The organism is Neisseria sp. P0014.S009 (assembly GCF_051958155.1).
Lineage (GTDB): Bacteria > Pseudomonadota > Gammaproteobacteria > Burkholderiales > Neisseriaceae > Neisseria > Neisseria flavescens_C.
Map to the genome: position 1 here is coordinate 92,195 of NZ_JBQCVS010000002.1, position 22,480 is coordinate 114,674.

Sequence of the window (22,480 nt, forward strand, 5' to 3'; positions counted from 1 at the left end):
CATATTTCCCCACGGCGGCAATAGCAATATGGCGGCTTTCAGACGGCCTCTTTCCTTATTCCTTCACTGCCCTACTGATAGAGGCTGTCGGATACTTAGCAGGCCAAATTCATGAAGATTACAGAATCTGCCTCCTCCAACCTTCTCCCCCAAATAGGAGAGGGATTTTTTTGGACGATTCACAAGATAAGAGGGAAGTAAAGTGAATGATAAACACTTGCATTCCTGTTTCTTATTTCTTATACTTTACATTAATAGTTTGTTTTATGTAAATGTGTAAACACAAATATTTGCATACTGACGGAGCAATTGGATCACCTGATGTTCAATCCACCCTGACGTATGCCGTCTGAAAGGATAAGGAAATGCAGAAACACACCCTCCGCCGCCTCCCCCTATTGATTGCCGCCGCTTTCGCCTCCGAATGGATTTATGCCGCCGATGCGGTGCAAGATGCGGAACAAGTGCAGTTGGAAGAAGTCGTCGTCACCGGCGAACGCACCAACCGCAGCGGCTTTGAAACCGCTACATCCAACCGCGTTTTCACCACGCCGAACATTGACCGCAGCGGCCACAACCTTTCCGCGACTGACCTGCTCAAACAGACCGTGAACACGGTGGACTTGGGCAGCGGCAACGATTTGCCGACCGTGCGCGGCGTGGACGGCTCCGGTCCTGCCGTCGGTGCGGTGGCGTTTTTCGCGGGCACGCGGCCGCGCCTGAACCTCTCTATAGACGGCCGCTCCGCCACTTACAACGAATACGCCTTCGGCACGCAGTCGCTGTGGGATATGCAGCAAGTGGAAGTCTTGCACGGGCCGCAAAGCCATGTGCGCGGGCAGAATGCGGTGGCGGGCGCGGTGGTAATGCGTTCCAAAGACCCGACTGACGAATGGGAAGGCGCGTTGCGCTTGGGTTTGGGCAACCAGAAAACGCGCAACATCGCCGGCGTAGTGTCTGGTCCGATTGTGAAAAACAACCTTGCCTTCCGCTTGAGCGCGGAACGGCAACAGCGCGAAAGCTACGAGCCGTTCGTGTCCTACGAGCCGACCGGCAACCCGCGCCGCGTGGAAAACACCAACGTGCGCTTCAAACTCCTGCTCACGCCCGAAAACCATCCCGATTTTTACAGCCGCCTGACGCTGAACCACATCCGTTCGCGCGCGCCGCAAAACGAAATCATGGGCAACACCGCCAGCCGCCGTTTTTTAAAAGAAAAGCCCGTGTTCGTAACCGGCTCGACATTGGGCATCTGGGACGTATCGTGGCAGCTTAACGACTATCTGAAACTGGAAAACAAACTGGTTTACGGCCGCTACCACAACGAGCGGCTGCACCTGCCGATGACCGTCAGTCCGCAAGGCGTACCCGCCGAACTCAAAGGCCGCGAGCTGCAATGGGAACCGGTATTGCATTTTTCCAACAAAGGCCGTCTGAAAGGCCTTGCCGGGCTGCACTACTTCCGCAGCAAACAAGACGAATGGGTAGATATCCGCAGCGTCGGCGGCCGCAATACCTTTAACGACAGCAACAGCGTGCGCGCCCTGTTTGCCGAAACCACATACAGTCCCAGCGAAAAATGGGATATCACGGCCGCCGCCCGCATTGAAAAAGAAACGCACAAACGAAGCGGCGGCAGCGGCGCACTGCACCTTGATTTAGACAAAGGCCAGACCGTGTTCCTGCCCAAAATCGATATCGCCTTCAAACCCACCGACCAATGGGTCAGCGGCATCAAAGCTGCGCGCGGCTACAACCCCGGCGGCGCGGGCATCACCTTCGGCCGCCCCGTCGTAACCTACACTTACGAACCCGAATATGTGAACAACTACGAGTGGTACACCCGCTGGCGCAGCGCAGACCGCCGCCTGCAACTCTCCGGCAACCTGTTCCTGAACCACTACCGCGACATGCAGCTCCCCTTCTATCTCGGCACCAACTCCGTCGTTATCCGCAACGCCAAAAAAGTCCACACCTACGGCGCGGAACTCGCCGCTGACTGGCAGGCCACCGAAAGCCTGAAACTCACCACCGGACTGGGGCTGCTCAACACCAAAATCAAAAGCTATCCCGACAGCGGCATTGAAGGCAACAAACTCGGCCGCGCTCCCAAATACACCGCCAACATCGGCGTGAAATACCTGAACGACAAAGGCTGGGAAGCCGGCGGCGACGTGCGCTTCTACGGCGGCTACTACTCCGCTGCGGACAATGCCGAATCAGGCAAAATCAGCGCATTCAACCAAGTCAACCTCTACACCGCCTACAACTTCAAACAAGGCCGCATCTCGCTCTACGCCGACAATGTGTTCAACCGCCGCCGCCCCATATTCATTTCCAGCGCCGACCGCCAAGACGCGCTCTACCAACGCCCCAGAAGCGTGGGCGTGAGCGCGGAATGGAAGTTTTAAATGAAGCTGAAATGATGAAGGCCGTCTGAAAAAACATAGGTCGGACATTTATGCCCGACCTACCGTTTATTCCTCCAAAACACCCAAAGGAATCCCATGCACTACTTCACCCCTGCCAAAATCCTGCCCGAAGGCACTATCTACCTGACCGACCTGACCCACGTCTCCGACTTCGCCGACTGGCTGACCGAATTCGAAACCCTGTTAAACCAAAACCCCCGCTTCGCCACCGTCTGCACCCCGATGCGGCGGCAGGTAAGCGATGAACAGCGCATTGCCGACCGCAAAACTTACATCGAATGGATAAAGGCACATCGGCCGCAACTGTCCGAACGCTGCGCCGCCATGCTCCTTATCGAACCCGACGCGGCGCAACTGGCGTTCTTCCGTGAACAATCATCTAAACTCGGCCCCGCGCTGGGCGTGAACTATATCGTCGAAGCAGATGAAACAACCGCCCTGCTTCGCGCAGAAGAAGCGTTGAAGGCCGTCTGAAAAGATACTAAACCTATTTAAATACAAATCAAGTCTTGCCACCCAATATGTTCAGACGGCCTTATCCCTTTATTTGGCTCATCTTCAAAAGAATCATGTGATGTCCGACAATCAGACTTCCCCAAACTCACGCGACTGGCTGCTGCTTATCGGCGGCAGCACTTACAAATTTACGCTAACCGGTTTTTATCTGGTCGCGCTGGTCGCTATTTTGAAAAATCATGGTTACAGCCTGAACCAACTGAGCTGGATTCATTTAATCGGCAGTATCGAAGCCGCGAAGGTATTGTTTGCCGCACTGATGGAGCGGCGGCTGGCGGGGCGGTTCGGGCGGTTTCGCGGCTGGCTGCTGGCGGCGACGCTGGGGCTTTCAGCAGTGTTCGGACTGATGGCCTGCACCGACATAACGCAGAACTTCGCGCTGCTTTTGACCTGCTGCGTACTGCTCTCGGCGATGTCGGCGGTGTACGGCTGCGCGATGCTGGGTTTGTCGTGTATCGTCCTGCCGCACCGCGAACGCGGTTTCGGCGGCGTGATTCAGACGATGGCGGCGCGCGGCGGCAAGATGATCGGCGGCGCACTGGTGTTGTGGCTGTATCAGGAATACGGACAGACGGCGGCAGCGGGCTTTATGCTGGCGTTCAGCCTGCTGATGCTGCTGCAACTCTTGTGCTACCGCGAGCCGGAAAGTCCGACTGCGCAAGGCAGTTGGACGGCGTTGGCAACGCGGCTGATTTCTTTTTGGCAGCAACCTGAAACAGGCTGGCGGTGGCTGGTTTTACTGTTTGCCGTTGCCGCGCCATATGCGTTTATGGCGGCGACTTTTGTGCCCAAACTGGCGGATTTGGGCTTCACTCCGAAACAAACGGGCGGAATTTTGGCGATAGGTATTCCTGTTGCCTGCCTGATTGTGACGCCGCTGTCGGGCTGGTTTTCGCGCAATTATCCGCGCCGCAAACTCGTGTTCCTACTCTACGTGCTGCAACTGCCGCTTTTGGCATCCATGACCGCCATCGATACGCTCGCACGCGTCCACCCTTGGCTGCCCCCCGCGCAAATCATCGCCCTGAGCCTGAGCTACACGCTACTGCTGCCGGTGATACTGGCGTTGGTGATGGACAAATCCGACCGCGCCACCGCTGCACTCGACAGCAGCCTGCAATTTTCCGTCGTCCTGCTCGGCAGTTACGCGACCGGTTTCGCCGCCCTACGTCTGGCAAAGGCTATTGGTTATACAGATGCGTATTGGGTTGCAGTGTACTTAGCCGTATTGGTAGGCCTGCTTTTATATTTGAATAGAAATTTATTCAATCATTCAGAGCGTGATTCACAATAATTCGCTTAGATATTTATCCATCGATTTTAATTGGGCGTGCCTCCGGATAATTTTTCATTTTATTGCACAATCTCTCATGAAAATATAACAAAACGTGCCCATAATACTGCCGTTATTACACTCTTACATTCAAAAGGAACCTCATGACTGCTGTTCTCATCGTTCTCGGCTTGATCGCCATTGTTGTCGGCATCTTAGGCACTATTTATCCCGCCCTGCCCGGATTGGGTTTGATGTTTGGTGGCGCATGGCTGTTGGGTTATGCCGGCGATTATCAAGTGTTTGGCTCGGGTACGCTGACCTTTTTGGCCATCGTTGCCGTATTCGGTACTGCGATGGACTATGTGGCGGGCGCATTGGGTGCAAAATATACCGGCGCAAGTAAAACCGCGGTTTGGGGCGCGTTTATCGGCGGCATAGTCGGCGCATTCTTTTCCATTCCCGGCTTGTTGCTCGGCCCGTTGACCGGTGCGGCCATCGGCGAATTTATCGCACGCAAAGACACTTGGCAGGCAGGCAAAGTCGGTATCGGTACGTTTATCGGCTTCATCATCGGCACCGTGGCCAAAATCGGCTGCGCATTAACCATTGCGTTGACCATCCTGTTTGTTTGGTTGGCCTCGTTGTTCTAAGACAAAACATTAAAGGCCGTCTGAATTTCAAGCATTCAGACGGCCTTTTTATTTCGCTGTTTATTTACCGCAACAGGCTTTGTATTTTTTACCGCTGCCACAAGGGCAAGGATCGTTGCGCCCCACTTTTTCGCCTTCACGGCGTACGGTTTGCGGCTTATTGATGATGGCCTGCCAGTACCAGTAAATATCCAGCAGGACATGCGGCAAATCAGATTCCAGCTGGGTCAGCTCTTTTTCATTCAGATGCAAGATGACTTCGCCGTTTTCCTCATCGTCATAGATACCGCCCAAAGCCATAATCGGATAGAACAAATCTTCAAACTCTTCCTGATCGACTGCTTCAAACCAATCGGTAGGCACAATATCCAGTGCGTAAAGGTAGGCGTTACACCAAGTGTAAAAATCCGGGTTACCGGCTTCATCTTCATAAAACCACAAATCAGGCAGAATTTTTTCGTTGAGCTTCATGCGCATATCGGCAGCCATTGCCATTACCAAACGTTCTATTTCGGTGCGTTCTTTGGCATCAAACAAAGATTCCTCACCCAAAATCTCAGGCAGCCAGTTGGTCGGATTCAAAGCATCCGGACCGCTCAATAAAGCCATCATAAAACCTTGAACCTCATCACAACGCATGGTGTTGTGGGCTTCGGATTTGGCATCCAGCAATTCCATCAATCGGCTGCGTGCCGCTTCATCAAAAGTCAGTATTTGCATTTTTGTTCCTTAAAATAAAATCGTATTATTGTTTTCAGACGGCCTGGGTATGGATACGCTGCCGCATTTGTTCAAACAGACAAACCGTTGCCGCCATCGCGACATTCAAGGATTCGGTTTGCCCCAACATGGGAATTTTGACACAGGCATCGGCCTTCTCTTTTACCGTTTCGCTCACGCCGCTGCCTTCGTTGCCAAACACCCAAGCACAAGGTCGGCTGAGGTCCATTTTATACAAACCGATATTGCGACCACCCAAGGCGGTTGCCCAAATTTGATGCTGATACGTTTCTATCCAAGCGGATAATTCCACTCGGCTGAAAATAGACAGCAGAAAATGCGCGCCCATCCCCGCTCGCAACACTTTGGGCGACCAGATATCCACGGAATCATTGCCGCACACGATTTGCCTGACTCCGGCCGCCGCCGCGCTGCGCAAAATCGTGCCTGCATTGCCGGGGTCTTGTACCCGCTCCAATACCACGCAATCGCCGTCTGAAGGCAAGCCTGCCTGCTGCGGAATATCAATCCAAGTCATCACATCATCTGCATCGGTCAGACTGGTGATTTTAGACAGTGCTTCGTTACCGACCCAAGTAATCAATCCCTCGTCCAACTGCGCCGCAATTTCTTGAGTTTCAGGATGCTGCTGTTTCTTTTCAGGCAGATAAACCTGTTTGGGCGTACCGCCGCTTTGCAAATAAGTTTGCAGCAGATGTACGCCTTCCAATACGGTTTCACCGCTTTCACGCCTTGCTTTGGCCTGCGTCAGCAGACGGAATAAATGTTTGAGCTGTTCGTTTTGAGCAGAGGTAATCAGTTTCATGGAGCGCATTATAACTGTTTTGACTTCGTTGAAGCTATGCTTTCAGACGGCCTGACGGTTTTACTTCGGAAATAAAAAACCCTTGCAATGAAGCAAGGGTTTTACATAATTTCATTTTTTACTGCACAACAGTCTGCTGCTCATTTTTTTGCTCGGTGCGGACAGTAGGACGGTTTTCAAGTTTGCCGTCTTTCGCCGCATTCGGCACAACAGTCTCGCCAGGTTCAGAAGCTGCTTTATCACTAGGCGTACCGCTTACCGGAATGATATTTTGTGCAGGCTGAACATTAGACTTCTCTGCAACAGGCATAGCATCACGAGAAGTTTGCGGTGTAAATTGCCATACTGCAACAGCAATCGCACACACGCTGGCAGCGGCTGCGAAAAATTTGAAGAAACCGCTATTGGCCGCTTCACGCTGAGCATATTTTTCCTGTTTGCCTTCAGCTTCGGCTTGAGGCACTGTAAATGCTTTGCTTTGCATGGCTTCACCGGCAACACTCGCCGCCGCACCCTGACGGATACAGTCGCCGATAATGTGGTACTCATGCCAAGCGCGCATAGCTTCCTCGTCTGCCAATACGGCATCCAGCATCTCATCAGTCAATGCTTCACCGTCCATCAATGCAGACACATACTCCAATGTTTTATTTGTTTTGTCGTTCATTTTTATTACCACCTTTGATCTTCAGAAGTATCCAACAGCGGCCGCAAATCTTTTGCAATCAGTTCACGCGCTCTGAAAATACGCGAACGTACAGTACCTATCGGACAATCCACTACCCGAGCTATTTCTTCGTAAGACAAGCCATCCATTTCCCTAAGCGTAATGGCTTGACGCATATCGTCTGGCAGTTGCGCGATGCTTGCTTCGACGGTCTGCAAGATTTCCCGATTCATCATTTCAGCTTCCGGCGTATGGTAATCCGCAATCTGATCGGTTAAATCGAGAACGTCTCCCTCCTCATTGGCTGCTTCCGAGCTGACAAAAAACTGGCGACCCGAAGTGGTCAGGAAATTCTTTGCCGTATTGATACCGATACGGTACAGCCATGTATAAAATGCACTTTCTCCACGAAAATTTGCCAATGCACGATAAGCCCTAATCATTGCCTCTTGGGTTACATCGTGTACTTCGTGCTCATCCTGAATAAAACGGGAAATCAGTCTGTTTAGCCTACGCTGATACTTGGACATCAGCATCTCGAATGCCTTATGGTCACCTTTCTGTGCGCGCTCCACCAAAACTTGATCTATTTGGCGATCGTTCATATTCAACCTTTAATCGTTTTACTGCTTTAAACCAAAAATAGTAAAGCGTGCTGTGCACAGTAAAGACAGCAACGCTTTGAAATAGTTCCACGAGATTACACTCAATTGCTAAAGTTTATTCGTACAGATACTCTAACATTGACTATATTTCTTGATATACATGGGCTTAATAAAAGTAGTTTAATTACTAATAGTTACTAAACTTAGAGTCAGCCACTTTATTTTTTGCTATGTATTTGGCAAACTTTTCATGAACAGGTAAATAACCTTGCTCCATTCGAACATCACTTCCTACCCGAAGATTAACAACAGCAAGGCACTTGTTTCCCATACTTACGATAATCGGCCAATATTTACGGACGAGTGGCACAATATGACACTCTTGCAATAGTTTTTCGACTGATTTTTCCCTCTCTCCCGAATGAATCACATCACCTTTGACCACACTTCTAAGTACCGCCGGCTTCTCCAACTCCTCTTCTGACAAACCTCCCTTAAACGGTAATAAAACGAAACCATTTTTCAACAAAATATCTTTCAGACGGCCTCGAACTTCCCTGCCATTACACCAAGGAAGTTTTTGAAACTCACTTTCCTGACAAACAAACAGCTTGTCCCGATATGCGACCAGTTCTCCGTCTGACAAATTCAACTGCGCCTGATCTGCGGTTTCCAATACTCGGGCAAAATCGGCAATACTGTGATAAGAAGGCAATGATTCTGTTTGCTTTCGCAAAAAATACCAAAGCAGCCGACGACGCAAAAGCGGCGTACATTTCCGCCACAGACTGATGCTGAATATTCCGTTTGGACTGATACGCTGGTATTCAGACTCAATCAATTCATCTAAAAGCTGCAAATCTTCCTGCAATAATCGAACATTGGCACAAATTTGCCGCTCAAAATTCGGAATACGCTGCTGCCATTGCGGCAAAGCCTGATTTCTCATCCAATTACGTAAATAGCCGAAGTCTTCATTACTCTCGTCTTCGACAAAAGACAATCCCCACTGTTGCGCATACTCTGCCAATTCCTGACGGGAAAATGCCAAAAGTGGCCGCCAGATTTGAATCTCTTTATTTAAATCACGCCATACCGGCATGGCCGCCATACCGCGCAATCCACCCCCGCGCACAGCCGACAACATAAATGTTTCGATTTGATCATTACGGTGATGGGCCAAAACAATGATTTTCTTCAGGCCGACTGAAAATGCCTGATATCGTGCAGCCCTGGCCGCAGCCTCCAAACCTTTTCCTTGTTTTTCCACATTGACACGGCACACTCGCAAGGCAACATTCAGACGCTGACAATAATCCTGACAAAATTTTGCCCAACTGTCGGCATTGGTGCTTAAACCATGATGAACATGGACGGCACGCAAATCAAAACGGCGGAATTCGCGCATCCGGTGCAAAAGATGCAGCAGGACGACAGAATCCAATCCGCCACTCAAGCCAACTTCAACAACAGTATGGCTCGGCAAATCAGGAAAAGCTGCTTGAAAACTTTTAAATAGGGAATCAGGGGATAGTTGCGACATTTCAGACGGCCTGAAATTGTGAATTACTCAAAAATTGAACACAAAAAAAGCAAGCAGCGGCATCTGCTTGCTTTTTCAACAGTCAAACTTATTTATCGGTAAATTTACCGTAAGCCATGATGCGGTCGAAACGGCGAGAAAGCAAGTCAGGCATGGTCATGCTTTGCGCTTCGCTTAATTGCTGTTCCAAAACGGTTTTAACGTTTTTCATCGTGGTTTCAAAATCACGGTGTGCACCGCCTAAAGGCTCATCAATCACTTTGTCGATGACATCCAATTCTTGCAGGCGTTTGGCGGTAATACCCAATGCCTGCGCGGCATCTGCTGCTTTTTCAGCAGTTTTCCAAAGAATAGAGGCACAACCTTCGGGAGAAATCACCGAATAAGTCGAGTATTGCAGCATATTGACGTAGTCGCCGACAGCCACTGCCAACGCGCCACCTGAGCCGCCTTCGCCAATGATGGTGCACAATACCGGCACATGCAGGCGGGTCAGTTCGTACAAATTACGGCCGATGGCTTCAGACTGGCCGCGTTCTTCTGCGCCAATGCCCGGATACGCCCCCGGGGTATCGACAAAAGTCATGACCGGAATATTGAATTTTTCGGCAGTCTGCATCAAGCGCAGTGCTTTACGGTAACCCTCAGGACGCGGCATACCGAAATTGCGGCGGATTTTTTCTTTGGTATCGCGGCCTTTCTGATGGCCGATGACCATCACGCTTTGGCCGTTGAAACGTGCCAAACCGCCGACAATGGCATGATCGTCAGAATAATGGCGGTCGCCGTGCAACTCTTCAAAATCGGTAAAAATACCGTTGATATAGTCCAAAGTATAAGGACGCTGCGGATGGCGGGACACTTGTGAAATTTGAGCCGGAGTCAGCTTGCTGAAAATCGACTTGGTCAACTCGCTGCTTTTCTTTTTCAGTCTGGCAATCTCGTCGGAAATATCAACGGCAGATTCGTCTTGTACGAATCGCAACTCGTCGATTTTATTGGTTAATTCGGCGATGGGTTGTTCGAAGTCCAAAAAAACGGGTTTCATAAAACAAAGCTCTCGGTAACGGTTGCTGACATGATACGCTAATCAGACGTATTTGACAGCATTTCTCAAAGGGAAACTGCCATCTTTTGCAATAAAAAATCTTTCAGACGGCCTTTAACAAAGAAATAGTATATCTGCACTAAACGAATGAAGTGCCGTATCTTATGATAAACTTCAATTCAGTTCAATCATTTCAAACAGGCTATGAAAAACGATCATGACAATTCGTCCATGCGCTTGGACAAATGGCTGTGGGCCGCGCGCTTTTTCAAGACCCGCGCGCTGGCACAAAAACACATTGAGCTGGGCAGGGTTTTGGTAAACGGCTCGAAGGTGAAAAACAGCAAAAATATTTCTGCCGGCGACACCATCGACATGACTTTGAACTCCCTACCCTACAAATTCAAAGTTGCCGCGCTCAATCATCAACGCCGACCGGCACCGGAAGCACGTTTACTCTACGAAGAAGACATGAAAACGGCTGCCGAACGCGAAGCTCAAAAACAACTCGACCAAGCCAGCCGCATCAGTGCTGCTTATCCGGACGGACGCCCGACCAAACGCGACCGCCGCCAGCTTGACCGTATGAAGCGCGATAGCTGGTAAGCGTTGAATCCATTGTTTCAAACGGCCCCATATCCATACCGTCTGAAAACCAAAAACAGGCAGGACATCCTGCCTGTTTTTTATTTGTGATGATTAAAATTTATATTCTAACTGACCACGAATAACGTTTACGTCCTGCTTATCTGTGCCGACGGTAGGCGTAACCTGTTTGCCGGCCAAATAGAAGCCTTTAAGTTTCCAGTTTTTCCAAGGAATATAAGTTGCACCGATTTGCACGCCTTGGACGTTTTTGCTGTAATCCTCAACAGAAGAGACACCGGACAACGAACCGACACGGCGGTAGTTCAAGAATACGTCGTAAGAATTGCGGACGTTCCAGTCGGCTGATTTATAGCGCACTTCAGTGAACACGCCATCATTTTTGATTTTTTGGCCGGCATCATTATAGGCTTTGATATTGGACTTGCTGACTGCAGCCATCCAATGCCAATCGTCATTAAATTTGATGTCCGTACCGATTTCTCCGAAGACCGCATTTTTCTTCGCACCGCGTACATCGATGTCTTTCATGTAGCTGACGGTTGCGCCGACGTTGATATTCTCATTCACAGGCAACATGCTTTGAACCGCGGCAAAATGTCTGCGGCGGCCACCAATGCCCCATGCGTTGTCGTTCAGGTTGCCAGTGCGGCGGCCTGCATAGATTTTGGTAGGCAGGGTTTTATTGTCGAAGAAGATTTCACCGCCGGTTACTTCGGTATCCCATACGCGGCCGTATGAAGAAAACGCACCAAATTTACCGACACGCGCTTTAATATTGTTGTACAAAGTACCTTCGGCATACAGTTTATTGACCGGCACATCATGATCGCCGTTGAACTTACCGGTTTCCAAATCGATATTCGGCTCGATTTGCGCCACCAATTTCCAGTCTTTGTACAGTTTCGCGCGTAACCAAAACTCCGCATTAAAGTTGGCATTGGTATCTTCGGGCGTCGGATTAATGCCGCTGTTGTTGGCATTGATGTCTTTAGTATCCGCACGCACGCGCAAGCCACCATTCACAGTCAACAAATCATTAAAAATGCTTATTTTATCGTCATCTTTGCGAATGATACTGCCGGAATTGACGTAATCGTTGGTCGTGGCCAAAGCCGCCGCATCACGTCCGCCATCAGCATTCTCTGCCAAGGAATAAGACGATGAAGCCAATAAAATACAGGTTGCAATCAGTTTGGTTTGAAATTTCATGCCGACTCTCCAAAAGAAGGTATTGAAAGTGAAGTATTCGATAAAGCGTACAAAATTATGAATTTCGTATAAATTATTCATTTTATTTACTAATTATTTTTATCGTATGTAAATTAGTGTAATCAGTCAAGCAGATTTAAACGCTTTATCCTCTTTCAGACGGCCTCTTGATTCAAGTCAAACAGAAGCCTACTCATCAGGCTGTTCAAACTGCCATTCCAAAGCATCGGCCAATGCCGTCCTGCGTTTTTGATGGCATCCCACAGCCTGACACAATTCCTCCGCATTTCCCCAAAACACAAAACGTTCACGCGCACGGGTAATAGCTGTGTAAAGCAAAGCCTTATCCAAACCCCGTGCCTCTTCTTCACTCTCTGTTGTCGCAGGCACTGACGGGGGCAACAGCCATACTTCCCGATATTCCGAACCTTGGCTCTTATGCACCGTCATGGCAAAAGCCGATTCAAAATCGGGCAAACGGCTGATGGCAATTTTTTTAAATCCATCTTTCTCAGGAAAATAGGCAGACAAGCCATTCAACGATTCTTCATCTTTCATAATCAGCCCGATGTCGCCGTTAAACACTTCCAGCATATAATCATTGTGCGTAATCATGATGATTTGTCCGGCAAACCAAGGTGTTTCGCCCGAAACCTTGCCTTGCCGTTGCAGGTATTCTTGATAAGCCTGATTCAAATCATCCGCATCCTGCCGCCAAGCCGCCAATACCACCACATCGGCAGCATGACCATAGGCGAGTGCAACATTATTCTCTGCCACAGCCTGCCAATAATCCTGTTGCTTTTGATATAGCAAGGCGGCCTGCTCTTTCAGACGGCCTGATTTCATTTCCAATTCTTTGGGGAACTTGTCAAACTGTTCGACCGCAGTTTGCTTTTCCCCGGATACCACCGCCCTTGCCAAACAGCCGATACCGCTGTCTGCACCAAAACGGTGGCTGAACGTCAATTTGGCATTGTTTTGCGATAAAGTTTGTGGCCGCCCTTTTATCTCAAAGCCATGATTGGGCAGGTACACTTCCAGCTTTTCAGCGGTTTCTTTATCCAAAGCCGTCGGGCGCGACAATGCCGCCAATACGGCTCCCAAGCCAACCGACGGCAACTGGTTTTCATCGCCAAGCAATACCAGACGACAGCCGGTCGGCACGGCACGCAATAAATCCAACACCAGCGGCAAATCCAGCATTGACGCCTCATCCACCACCAAAACATCCAAAGCAAGCGGATGATCATGATTAAACTCAGGGCGCATTTGCGGCGGACGCAGTTTCAATAATCGATGGACAGTCTGCCCTTCCAAATTTTCCAAATGCGCTTTAATGCTCGGAGACAAACCAAAACCGTCCAAAGCACGCTGTAAGGCCCGTGCCATATGCGCAGCCGCTTTGCCCGTCGGCGCCGCCAAAGCGATACGGGGCAGCTTCGTACTGTTATTACAAATCAGACCCAAAAGCTTTGCTACGGTCGTCGTCTTACCCGTACCCGGCCCGCCGGTAATCAGCATAAAGTTTTGCAGCAAAGCCAAAGCCGCAGCATCCCGTTGCTCTTTACTGTCTTTAGTATCAAACCAGTCGCTCAGGCTTTTTGAAGCCGCCATGAAATTCACTTCTTCCGCCTCTGCACTGGCCAGCCGTTTGATTTCAACAGCCAAATCATGCTCCAACTGCCACATCCGCCCCAAAAACAATTTCCGGCCTTGCAGGATAAGCGGTTTATCCGCATTACCGACCAAGTTCGGCAAGTTGCTTAAGACATCGACATCCGCTTTATCCAAGTAAATAAACGAATGCCCGTTTTGCAAGGCTGCAAACAGTCGAACCACATAAGGTTCAATAACGGATGCGCCCTGTACTTCGTGGCGGCGGAAAAACGTTATGGCCGCATCTGCGGCAGAGGAAAGGATAGAGTCGGTCGGATTCATGGCTCAGAATTGATTGATACGGAAAAAAGAAAGGCCGTCTGAAAAACAGCGTTTCCATAAATGAAAACCTATTTTTCAGACGGCCTCTATTATACCGTTCAAAGCATAAAATATTTGCCTGAAATAATAACCTTATTGCAGCACTTGCAGGCTGCCGTCTTTCATGGTCATTACCCGGTCGAAACGCTCAGCCAGCTCGTCATCATGGGTCACCACAATCAAGCTGGTGTTCAATTCGCGTTTCAAATCCAGCATCATGTCCAGCACATTTTGCGCATTTTTACGGTCAAGGTTCCCTGTCGGCTCATCCGCCAACAGGCATTTCGGCTCATTGACCAAAGCACGTGCAATTGCCGCACGCTGACGCTCGCCGCCGGAAAGTTCGCTCGGACGGTGCAGCATACGCTTATCCAAGCCAACCTTTTTCAGCATCTTGACAGCCTTCTCCTCAGCCATCGCCTTGGGCATTTTGCCGATTAAAAGCGGCATCATGACATTTTCCAAAGCAGAAAACTCAGGCAATAAATGGTGGAACTGATACACAAAGCCTAAATAACGGTTGCGCAATTCACCCAACTGTTTTTGGCTCAAACCGCCCAAATCCTGATCCATCAGTATCACCTTGCCTTCAGACGGCATATCCAAACCACCAAGAAGGTGCAGCAACGTAGATTTACCGCTGCCTGATGAACCAATAATACTCACGCTTTCCGCTTCGGCAACTTCAAAATCCAAATGATTCAACACTTGTACATTCAATGCGCCATCATTATAGCTTTTGCCAACGCCAGTACATTTCAAAATTGTCTTATTCATAACGCAAAGCCTCCGCAGGTTGGGTTTTTGCTGCACGCCAGCTCGGATACAGTGTGGCAATAAATGCCAAACCAAGCGAAATGCAGGCAATAACGGCGACATCCTTCAAGTTCACATCGCTAGGCAGGTAATCGATGAAATAAACCTGTGAGTTAATCAAATGTACGCCAAATAGGTCTTCAAAAAACGCGACAATCTTACCAACATTCCACCCCAACAATACACCGCATACCACGCCCACAAGCGTACCAAAGAACCCCGCAAATGCGCCCTGCACCAAGAAAATCTTCATGACACCGCCCGGGGACAAACCCAAAGTGCGCAAAATCGCAATATCGGCTTGTTTTTCCGTTACCGCCATTACCAAAGACGAGACGAGGTTAAACGCAGCAACCGCGATAATCAGTGTCAAAATGATGAACATCATGCGTTTTTCCAACTCAACGGCTTCAAAATAGCTGCGGTTGTTAAACGTCCAGTCACGCACCCATACTTCATCTTTTTTAGCATCAGGAATCAACTTGGCAATGAAAGATGGTGCATTCTGAGGATCAGCCAGTCGCAAACGCAGCCCACCGACATTTTCACCCAGTCGATACAAGACTTGCGCATCCTTGATATGCGTCATAGCCAAGGTGTTATCGACTTCATAAACACCGGTTTTTACCACACCGACCACATTAAACTGCTTCAAGCGCGGTACCACGCCGGCAGGGGTAACGTTACCCTCTGGCGTAATCACTGTAACCTTGCCGCCAATCTCCGTGCCCAATGCCTCAGCCAGCCCTTGACCCAAAATAATATCAAATTCGCCCGGCTTCAAATCGTCGAAACTGCCGGCCGGCATATCCTTGCCGTAATCAACGACATTTTTTTCTTCAGACGGCAAAATACCGCGTATCTGCACTCCGCGCACTTCGCCAGCATTGGCAAGCAAAGCTTGATCGGAAACATAAGGCGCGCTAGCCAACACTTCCTTTTTGCCTTTTACAAATTCGCGCAAACTCTGCCAACCCGGCGCACTGCCGACATCGTAATAGCCGATTTCTGCATGAGGTGCGACATTCAACAATTGACCGCGTATCTCTTTCTGAAATCCATTCATTACCGATAACACCACAATCAGAGCCGTTACGCCCAAGGCGATACCTACGATTGAAATCATGGTAATAAATGACATAAAGCCGTTGCGTTTTTTCGCACGCAGATAGCGCAGGCCTATCCAAGTTTCTAAAGAAGCCATTCAAAAATGCCTCATTCGTTTGTCAAAAAAGGCTTATTGTACCGTAAAACCGACAGGTCGTCCGATTGCCCAACTGATGTAGCATTCAGGGATAAAGTGTATGTAAAACCATGTATCTTCCCGTAAATTCCGCCGAAAAACTTGCACAATCTGCCAATCGCCCTTATTCTGAAGCTGTGACACACTTTGTCACCATCAAAAAGGAAATACACTAATGAACAGCAAAAAATTCTTGGCCCTCGTATCTGTAGCTGTAGGTTTGTCATTCAGCTTCAATGCATATGCCGCCAAAGAAATCAAAATCAGTTCAAACAATACCGCTTACTCCGACGCCGATGTTCAAAAACTAGCAGCCACTGCTGTCGGCATGGGCGTAAAAGAACCTGTCAGCCTCAACAGCGGAAACGGTGTTGTTACCATATCCGGCAGCAGCGCAACCAAATGCGCATTCAAAGTCGGCAACGGCGATACGCCTCAAATTCAAGGCGTGAGCTGCAAATAATCTGATTTCATCAATGAAAAGGCCGTCTGAAAAACATTCAGACGGCCTTTTTATATTGGCATTTAAGATTGGATATTTCTTCTATCGTAAACAGCCTGTGCCAAAGTACCGGCATCCACATATTCCATCTCGCCGCCCAAAGGGATTCCCCTTGCCAACCGGCTGACTTTATAAGGAAGATTTTTAAACAATTCCGCCAATACATACGCTGTCGCGTCGCCTTCGGCTGTGAAGTTGGTTGCAATGATAATTTCCTCAATATCACTCGCCTGCAAACGGGCAACCAGCTTATCTAATGCCACTGCCGAAATATCCATGCCCTGCGCCGGACTGACTTGCCCCATCAAAACAAAATACAGGCCATCATGGCAATTAGCCGCCTCCATACTGGAAACATCCGCCGGCATATGCACAATCATCAAGCGGCTTTTCTCACGTTTTTCGTCGGCGCAAATTTCACACAAATCGCCTTCGCAAAATGTATTACACATCCGACAATGCTGCACCTGTCTCAAGGCAAACTGCAAAGCATCCACCAACTCCTGCGCTTCTTCGCGTTTGTACTGTAAAAGCTGGTAAGCCATGCGTTGAGCGGATTTCGGGCCGACATTGGGCAGGATTTTTAATGCATTAATCAAGCGGACAAAGGCATCAGGATTTTTACTCATGATTTCAGACGGCCTTTTAAAAGATAGCTAAAAATAAGAAAACAGCCGGAATTTATCCGGCTGCCCTACTCTAATATTCTGCTTATTCGGCAGCATTATTAACTTGTTGTGCACCTTGCGTACGATCGATTTTCTTATCCAAATACTGGAGCAAGGCATCGAAAACATTGGCGGAAAGCTGCTGAACCAAAGCCTGTTTAGCAGCCGGAATCTGTGAATCGGCATTTTCAGGAGCAGAAACGCTCTGAACTTCCATAATCACCGGCGCAGGCATACCTTCCAACAATGTATACGCAGGTTTGCCACCGACAGGACGCGCTTTCAGCAAAGCTGCATAAGCCTCCGGAGACATGGTTTTACGTGCATCTTGCGCGCTCAATTGAGAAACAGGCGACCATTGAACATCGGCAGCTTTACCGGCTTTCAATGCGGCCAAAGTTTCCTGGGCTTTTTTCTCTGCCAGTTTGGCGGCTTCAGAACGCAGATATGCTGCACGGACAGTGTCTTTAACTTCCGCAAATGGTGCGATTTTCTCTTCGCGCACTTCTTTCGCACGAATGACCCAAACGGTATCGTTGTTGATGGCGATCACTTCAGAATTGTGTTTTTTCTTCAGTACATCGTCGCTAAACGCCGCATTAATCAACGTTTCAGGCAAACCGGCTTCTTTCGCGCCTGCTTTGGTTACCCATTCATCCAGGCTTTCCACTTTCAAACCTGAATTGGCGGCTGCTTTTGCCAAAGAAGATGGATCATTAAAGGTATCTTCACCCAGTTTTTCTTTCGCAGCATTAAAGGCAGAAGCTGCTTTTTTCAGTTTCAAGGCTGCTTCGATACGCGCCTTGGCTTGTTCCAAAGTCGGCTCAGCCTCGACATTCAAAACTTTAATGACGTGATAACCCAAAGATGATTTAACGGTATCGCTGACTTCGCCTTTGCCCAATGCAAATGCCGCTTTATCAAACTCTGGCCCGAAGCCGCTGCCGCCGCTTTTGCTCAGATATCCCAAATTGCCGCCTTTATTGCTGCTGGACAAGTCTTTGGAATACTTGGCTGCCAGCTCGGCAAACGAATCCGGATGTGCTTTAAGCTCCGCAGCCATTTTATCCACTTCGGCTTTAATTTCTGCATTGCTTGCTTCATCTCCGTTAGGCATAACCGGAATGAAAATATGCGCAATTTCGGCTCTTGGCGACAAATCTACGCTTTTACTGTCGTAAGCTTTTTGTACTTCTTCCGCACTGACGGTTTGCTTGTCAGCCAAATCCTTGATGCTCAAAGCCACGTATTCCAGCTTAACGGCTTGAGGAATCAAGTAATCTTTCTTATGCGCTTCATAATACTTTTGCAAAGCCGCATCATCTACTTTTACTTGTGCCGCAAATGCTTCAGGGCTGAAAGTAAATGAACGGATAGTACGTGTTGCTTGAGTCAGGTTAATCAACTGACGCGCTTGCGCATCGCTGACCAACGCACCGTTTTGAACCAAATTCAACAGATTTTGCAATTGGAATTGTTCGCGGATATCTTCAACAAACTGATCCTCGGTCATTTTGCGCTGATCCAAATACTTCTTGAGCAAATCCTGACTGAATTTACCGGAAGCATCATGGAAATTCGGATCATCCACGATAACTTGCTTGATTTGTTCCTGAGACACAGCGATACCCATCAGTTTGGCACCTTGCTTCAGATAAGCACGTTGCAATAACGATTGGAATACCGCATCACGCGAAGGCGCATTATTGCCGGCAGCCTGCTCATTTTGTATCGCAATCTGTAAAGCATGCTCGCTAACCTTCTCATCCCCGACTTTGACAATGTAATCAGAACCCGGCGAAGACAAGTTATTGGCACCGAATCCGATAAAGGTCAGACCGATGATACCTAAAACAATCTGGGCGGGTGTTTTATATTTTTCAACAATATGGAACATATTTATCCGAAAGAAAAGTTTGGCGCGGCAGCCGGAAAATGCTGCCGCAAAAATCTTAAAATCCTGAAAACAGGCTCAAAGCGCGTATTGTAACGTATTTTTTCAAGGCTTGCTTTTTCAGACGGCCTAAAAACCTAAAAATGCCTTATCCGAAAATTTCCTGGTACGCTTCTACTGAAAATCCGATATGAACCTGTCCTTCCTTGACCAATACAGGCCGCTTGATAATGCTGGGATTTTCCACCATTAAAGCAATCGCCCCTTCTTTTGTGGCGGCAGATTCTTGCGCATCTTTATCCAACTTGCGCCAAGTCGTGCCTCTTTTATTGAGCAAAATTTCCAAAGCCGCCTGCTCCAGCCAGCCATCAATCAATTCGGCAGTCGGGGCATTTTTCTTAAAATCTACAAACTCAAACTCGATGCCGTTTTCCGCCAACCAACTGCGCGCTTTTTTAACCGTATCGCAATTGGGAATACCGTATAGTTTTATCATCTTATTTATCCTTGGTGTTATTCATAAAATCACAAATTCAGGCCGTCTGAAACTTTTCAGACGGCCTGAATTGAATACAGCTTATTTCTTAGCAGCTTTCTTCACTTTAATCTTCACGCTTTTGCCTTGAGCATTATTTTTACCTCCGACTTTGACGGAAGTTGTTTTCGCCTGCGTTTTTTTCTTGCCTGCGGCTTTAGGTTTGCTTGGCTTGGCAGGCTTGGAGGCAGGTTTACTTTTCACCTTGCTCTTCTTTGCCTTCATGGGAGCAGCCAACGCTTCATCAATTTCTTTAGCCGACAGTTTACGCTTACGCTTTTCGACAGACTTGTCAGCAGCTATTGGCTTGCTTACAGGTTTTGCTTTTCTACCTCCGCGTTTCTTACCGACTGAACCGCCGCTAATTAAGGTCAAATCAATCTTGCTGGTATCCAAATCGGCTCGCGCGACTTTTACAGTGACCGTATCGCCCATATTGAAACGAACACTGCTGCGTTCGCCCTCAATCGCCATAATTTCAGGACGGAAGTTGAAATAATCTTCACCTAAATCGCTGATATGAACCAAGCCGTCGATATGAATATCGTCCAAGGTTACAAAAATACCGAAGCTGGTCATACCCGAAATCTTGCCACTGAAAACTTCGCCGACTTTGTCGCGCATATAATAAGTTTTCAGCCAGTTTTCCACATCGCGGCTGGCATCATCGGCTCGGCGCTCGCAGAAAGAGGTATGCACGCCCAAAGCCTGCCAGGTTTTATTGGGTTGGTACGTTTGTCCATTCAACACAGCCTTGATGGCACGATGTACCGTCAAATCCGGATAACGGCGGATAGGCGAAGTAAAGTGTGCATATGCGCTATAAGCCAGACCAAAGTGACCTTCGCAATGCGGCTCATAAACCGCCTGCTGCATAGAACGCAACATCATCACTTGCAACAATTCCGCGTCCGGACGGCTTTTAAATTGCTCAGCAAGCGCAGCATAGTCTTTCGGCGTCGGATTATCGCCGCCACCCAAACTCAGCCCCAGCAAACCAAGCTGCTCGCGTAAAGTGGCCAATTTTTCGGGAGTCGGGCCCAAGTGATTGCGGAACAAAGCCGTATGTTTGTTTTTCAGCAAAAATTCTGCCGCGCAAACATTCGCCGCCAGCATACATTCTTCAATCAATTTATGCGCATCGTTGCGGACGACGGGAACAATCTTGTCGATCTTACCGTTGTCATCAAAAATCATCTGAGTCTCGACGCTCTCAAACTCAACCGCGCCACGCTCAAAACGTTTTTTCTGCAAGATTTTAAATAACTGATACAGGGTATCGATTTGCTGCTTAAACGGATGATCCTGGCCGTCTGAAATCCAATCCCAAACTTGATTGTAAGTCAGTCGCGCATGAGAACGCATTACTGCCGGATAGAAACGGTATTCCTTGATATTGCCGGCATAGGTAATCACCATATCGCACACCATACACAGGCGTTCGACATCAGGATTGAGCGAGCAGATACCGTTGGACAACTTCTCCGGCAGCATTGGAATCACACGGCGTGGGAAATACACGCTGGTACTGCGTTCCTGAGCATCTACATCAATTCCGTCATCAGGACGAACATAATGGCTGACATCGGCAATCGCCACCACCAAACGGTAATTGCGGCCGACTTTTTCAGCAAAAACCGCATCGTCAAAGTCCCGCGCAGTTTCGCCGTCAATGGTTACCAGAGGCAAATCGCGTAAGTCCACGCGTCCTTTCAAGTCGGTTTTACGCACATGATCAGGAATTTTCTTCGCGGCTTTGACACATGCTTCGCTGAATTGATGAGGCAAATGGTGCTTGCGTACAGCGATTTCGATTTCCATACCGCTATCGGCATAATCGCCCAACACTTCAATCAGCTTAGCCACAGCAGGACGATGTGCTTCAGGATACGTCTCGATTTCAGCCACAATCACTTGGCCGGATTGCGGTTTAAAGTGCGCCACGCTTTCAGGCTCTAACACGATACTTTGGCTCAAACGCTTGTCTTCCGCTTCCAAAATGGCCACGCCGCGATCCATATAAAAACGGCCGACCACTTTAGACTGCGCACGCTCCACTACATCCAAAACCGTACCTTCACGACGGCCTCTGCGGTCGATACCGGCAGGACGAACGGTAACAATATCCCCGTGCATTACGCCGCGCATCTGACGCTCATACAAAACAAAATCGCCCTCACCTGTCGGCGTTAGCGGCACGGCAAAACCAAAGCCGTCTTTATGCGCTTCGACACGGCATTTAACCAATGCCAATTTTTCTGCCGCACACACCGCGCCACGTCGATTGATCAACACCTGACCATCGCGCGCCATCGCTTTCAGACGGCGCTCGAAGAATTCATATTCATCTTCTGTAATCGACAATTCATGTGCCAAAGCTTCGATTTTTGTCGGCACGCCTTTTTGTTCCAATAATTCAATAACCCATTCACGGCTAGGCAGCGGATGAGCGTAACGTTGTTTCTCCCGCTCCAAATACGGGTCTTTTTCTCGTAAATTTAAAGATTTAGTATTTTTGTTCATTTTGATAGTTGACATTCTTTTTTTAAAATATATAATAGCTGCTTCTTCGCAGTTCAGGTAGTCAACTCTACCTTAAATTGAAGAATAAAGCAAAGCCCAGGTGGCGGAATTGGTAGACGCGCTAGCTTCAGGTGCTAGTGTCCTCACGGGCGTGGAAGTTCGAGTCTTCTCCTGGGCACCAAATAATTTGGTGCTTCTTTGCTTAAGAAAATTTAAAT

General features: G+C 48.6%; 20 protein-coding genes and 1 tRNA gene. 7 read left to right on the plus strand and 14 right to left on the minus strand.

What is annotated here, in order from left to right:
- The first annotated feature begins 365 nt into the window (after positions 1 to 365).
- From ACTHS4_RS02060 to ACTHS4_RS02075, 4 genes are all read left to right on the plus strand, one after another.
- On the plus strand, positions 366 to 2,411 hold the full coding sequence (locus ACTHS4_RS02060; protein WP_371460232.1) for a TonB-dependent receptor: 2,046 nt from the start codon (positions 366 to 368) through the stop codon (positions 2,409 to 2,411).
- A 96-nt stretch (positions 2,412 to 2,507) separates the two neighbouring features.
- Positions 2,508 to 2,906: an extensin gene (locus ACTHS4_RS02065; RefSeq protein ID WP_070826232.1), complete on the plus strand. Its 399-nt coding sequence runs from the start codon at positions 2,508 to 2,510 to the stop codon at positions 2,904 to 2,906.
- A gap of 100 nt (positions 2,907 to 3,006) precedes the next feature.
- Positions 3,007 to 4,242 carry an MFS transporter gene (locus tag ACTHS4_RS02070; protein ID WP_070826231.1) on the plus strand — a complete coding sequence of 412 codons (1,236 nt, stop codon included), beginning with the start codon at positions 3,007 to 3,009 and terminating at the stop codon, positions 4,240 to 4,242.
- A gap of 143 nt (positions 4,243 to 4,385) precedes the next feature.
- A complete protein-coding gene (locus ACTHS4_RS02075) occupies positions 4,386 to 4,874 on the plus strand; it encodes a DUF456 domain-containing protein (protein ID WP_049333782.1) in 489 nt (162 codons plus the stop codon).
- A 60-nt stretch (positions 4,875 to 4,934) separates the two neighbouring features.
- Here the strand turns inward: ACTHS4_RS02075 and ACTHS4_RS02080 are convergent, their stop codons facing one another.
- The 6 genes from ACTHS4_RS02080 to ACTHS4_RS02105 form a co-directional block, all read right to left on the minus strand.
- Complete coding sequence (locus ACTHS4_RS02080; RefSeq protein ID WP_049348483.1) at positions 4,935 to 5,594, minus strand: YecA family protein; 660 nt, start codon at positions 5,592 to 5,594, stop codon at positions 4,935 to 4,937.
- Positions 5,595 to 5,628: 34 nt separating this feature from the next.
- Positions 5,629 to 6,420, minus strand: coding sequence for a TrmH family RNA methyltransferase (locus ACTHS4_RS02085; RefSeq protein ID WP_371460233.1), 792 nt, complete (start codon positions 6,418 to 6,420; stop codon positions 5,629 to 5,631).
- Positions 6,421 to 6,538: 118 nt separating this feature from the next.
- The gene (locus ACTHS4_RS02090) at positions 6,539 to 7,087 is read right to left on the minus strand and encodes a sigma-E factor negative regulatory protein (protein WP_371460234.1); all 549 of its coding nucleotides are present in this window, start codon (positions 7,085 to 7,087) and stop codon (positions 6,539 to 6,541) included.
- 5 nt (positions 7,088 to 7,092) lie between these two features.
- A complete protein-coding gene (gene rpoE / locus ACTHS4_RS02095) occupies positions 7,093 to 7,692 on the minus strand; it encodes an RNA polymerase sigma factor RpoE (RefSeq protein WP_036493687.1) in 600 nt (199 codons plus the stop codon).
- Positions 7,693 to 7,879: 187 nt separating this feature from the next.
- On the minus strand, positions 7,880 to 9,235 hold the full coding sequence (gene tilS, locus ACTHS4_RS02100) for a tRNA lysidine(34) synthetase TilS (RefSeq protein ID WP_371460235.1): 1,356 nt from the start codon (positions 9,233 to 9,235) through the stop codon (positions 7,880 to 7,882).
- Positions 9,236 to 9,323: 88 nt separating this feature from the next.
- The gene (locus ACTHS4_RS02105; protein ID WP_070814024.1) at positions 9,324 to 10,283 is read right to left on the minus strand and encodes an acetyl-CoA carboxylase carboxyltransferase subunit alpha; all 960 of its coding nucleotides are present in this window, start codon (positions 10,281 to 10,283) and stop codon (positions 9,324 to 9,326) included.
- Between the two features lie 204 nt (positions 10,284 to 10,487).
- Here ACTHS4_RS02105 and ACTHS4_RS02110 point away from each other — a divergent pair, with 204 nt between their 5' ends.
- Positions 10,488 to 10,889 (plus strand): RNA-binding S4 domain-containing protein, encoded by a 402-nt coding sequence (locus ACTHS4_RS02110; protein ID WP_003679090.1) that lies wholly within the window; start codon positions 10,488 to 10,490, stop codon positions 10,887 to 10,889.
- 93 nt (positions 10,890 to 10,982) lie between these two features.
- Here the strand turns inward: ACTHS4_RS02110 and ACTHS4_RS02115 are convergent, their stop codons facing one another.
- From ACTHS4_RS02115 to ACTHS4_RS02130, 4 genes are all read right to left on the minus strand, one after another.
- Positions 10,983 to 12,182 carry a hypothetical protein gene (locus ACTHS4_RS02115; RefSeq protein WP_070734809.1) on the minus strand — a complete coding sequence of 400 codons (1,200 nt, stop codon included), beginning with the start codon at positions 12,180 to 12,182 and terminating at the stop codon, positions 10,983 to 10,985.
- A gap of 108 nt (positions 12,183 to 12,290) precedes the next feature.
- A complete protein-coding gene (gene recD / locus ACTHS4_RS02120; protein WP_371460236.1) occupies positions 12,291 to 14,042 on the minus strand; it encodes an exodeoxyribonuclease V subunit alpha in 1,752 nt (583 codons plus the stop codon).
- A gap of 132 nt (positions 14,043 to 14,174) precedes the next feature.
- Complete coding sequence (gene lolD / locus ACTHS4_RS02125; RefSeq protein WP_070826227.1) at positions 14,175 to 14,858, minus strand: lipoprotein-releasing ABC transporter ATP-binding protein LolD; 684 nt, start codon at positions 14,856 to 14,858, stop codon at positions 14,175 to 14,177.
- A complete protein-coding gene (locus ACTHS4_RS02130) occupies positions 14,851 to 16,101 on the minus strand; it encodes a lipoprotein-releasing ABC transporter permease subunit (RefSeq protein ID WP_004519734.1) in 1,251 nt (416 codons plus the stop codon). The genes lolD and ACTHS4_RS02130 overlap by 8 nt, the downstream gene beginning before the upstream one ends.
- 214 nt (positions 16,102 to 16,315) lie before the next feature.
- Between ACTHS4_RS02130 and ACTHS4_RS02135 the strand changes: the two genes are divergently transcribed.
- Entirely contained in the window at positions 16,316 to 16,603 is a 288-nt protein-coding gene (locus ACTHS4_RS02135) for a hypothetical protein (RefSeq protein WP_070826226.1), read from the plus strand.
- Between the two features lie 62 nt (positions 16,604 to 16,665).
- Here ACTHS4_RS02135 and recR read toward each other — a convergent pair whose 3' ends face one another.
- The 4 genes from recR to rnr all read right to left on the minus strand — a co-directional run bounded on the left by recR (position 16,666) and on the right by rnr (position 22,262).
- The gene (gene recR, locus ACTHS4_RS02140; RefSeq protein ID WP_003679078.1) at positions 16,666 to 17,271 is read right to left on the minus strand and encodes a recombination mediator RecR; all 606 of its coding nucleotides are present in this window, start codon (positions 17,269 to 17,271) and stop codon (positions 16,666 to 16,668) included.
- Between the two features lie 82 nt (positions 17,272 to 17,353).
- On the minus strand, positions 17,354 to 19,207 hold the full coding sequence (locus ACTHS4_RS02145) for a SurA N-terminal domain-containing protein (RefSeq protein ID WP_371460237.1): 1,854 nt from the start codon (positions 19,205 to 19,207) through the stop codon (positions 17,354 to 17,356).
- Between the two features lie 145 nt (positions 19,208 to 19,352).
- Positions 19,353 to 19,700: an ArsC family reductase gene (locus ACTHS4_RS02150; protein WP_070826225.1), complete on the minus strand. Its 348-nt coding sequence runs from the start codon at positions 19,698 to 19,700 to the stop codon at positions 19,353 to 19,355.
- Positions 19,701 to 19,781: 81 nt separating this feature from the next.
- Positions 19,782 to 22,262, minus strand: coding sequence for a ribonuclease R (gene rnr / locus ACTHS4_RS02155; RefSeq protein ID WP_141761463.1), 2,481 nt, complete (start codon positions 22,260 to 22,262; stop codon positions 19,782 to 19,784).
- Between the two features lie 94 nt (positions 22,263 to 22,356).
- Here rnr and ACTHS4_RS02160 point away from each other — a divergent pair.
- Positions 22,357 to 22,443 (plus strand) — tRNA-Leu (locus tag ACTHS4_RS02160).
- Positions 22,444 to 22,480 lie beyond the last annotated feature (37 nt).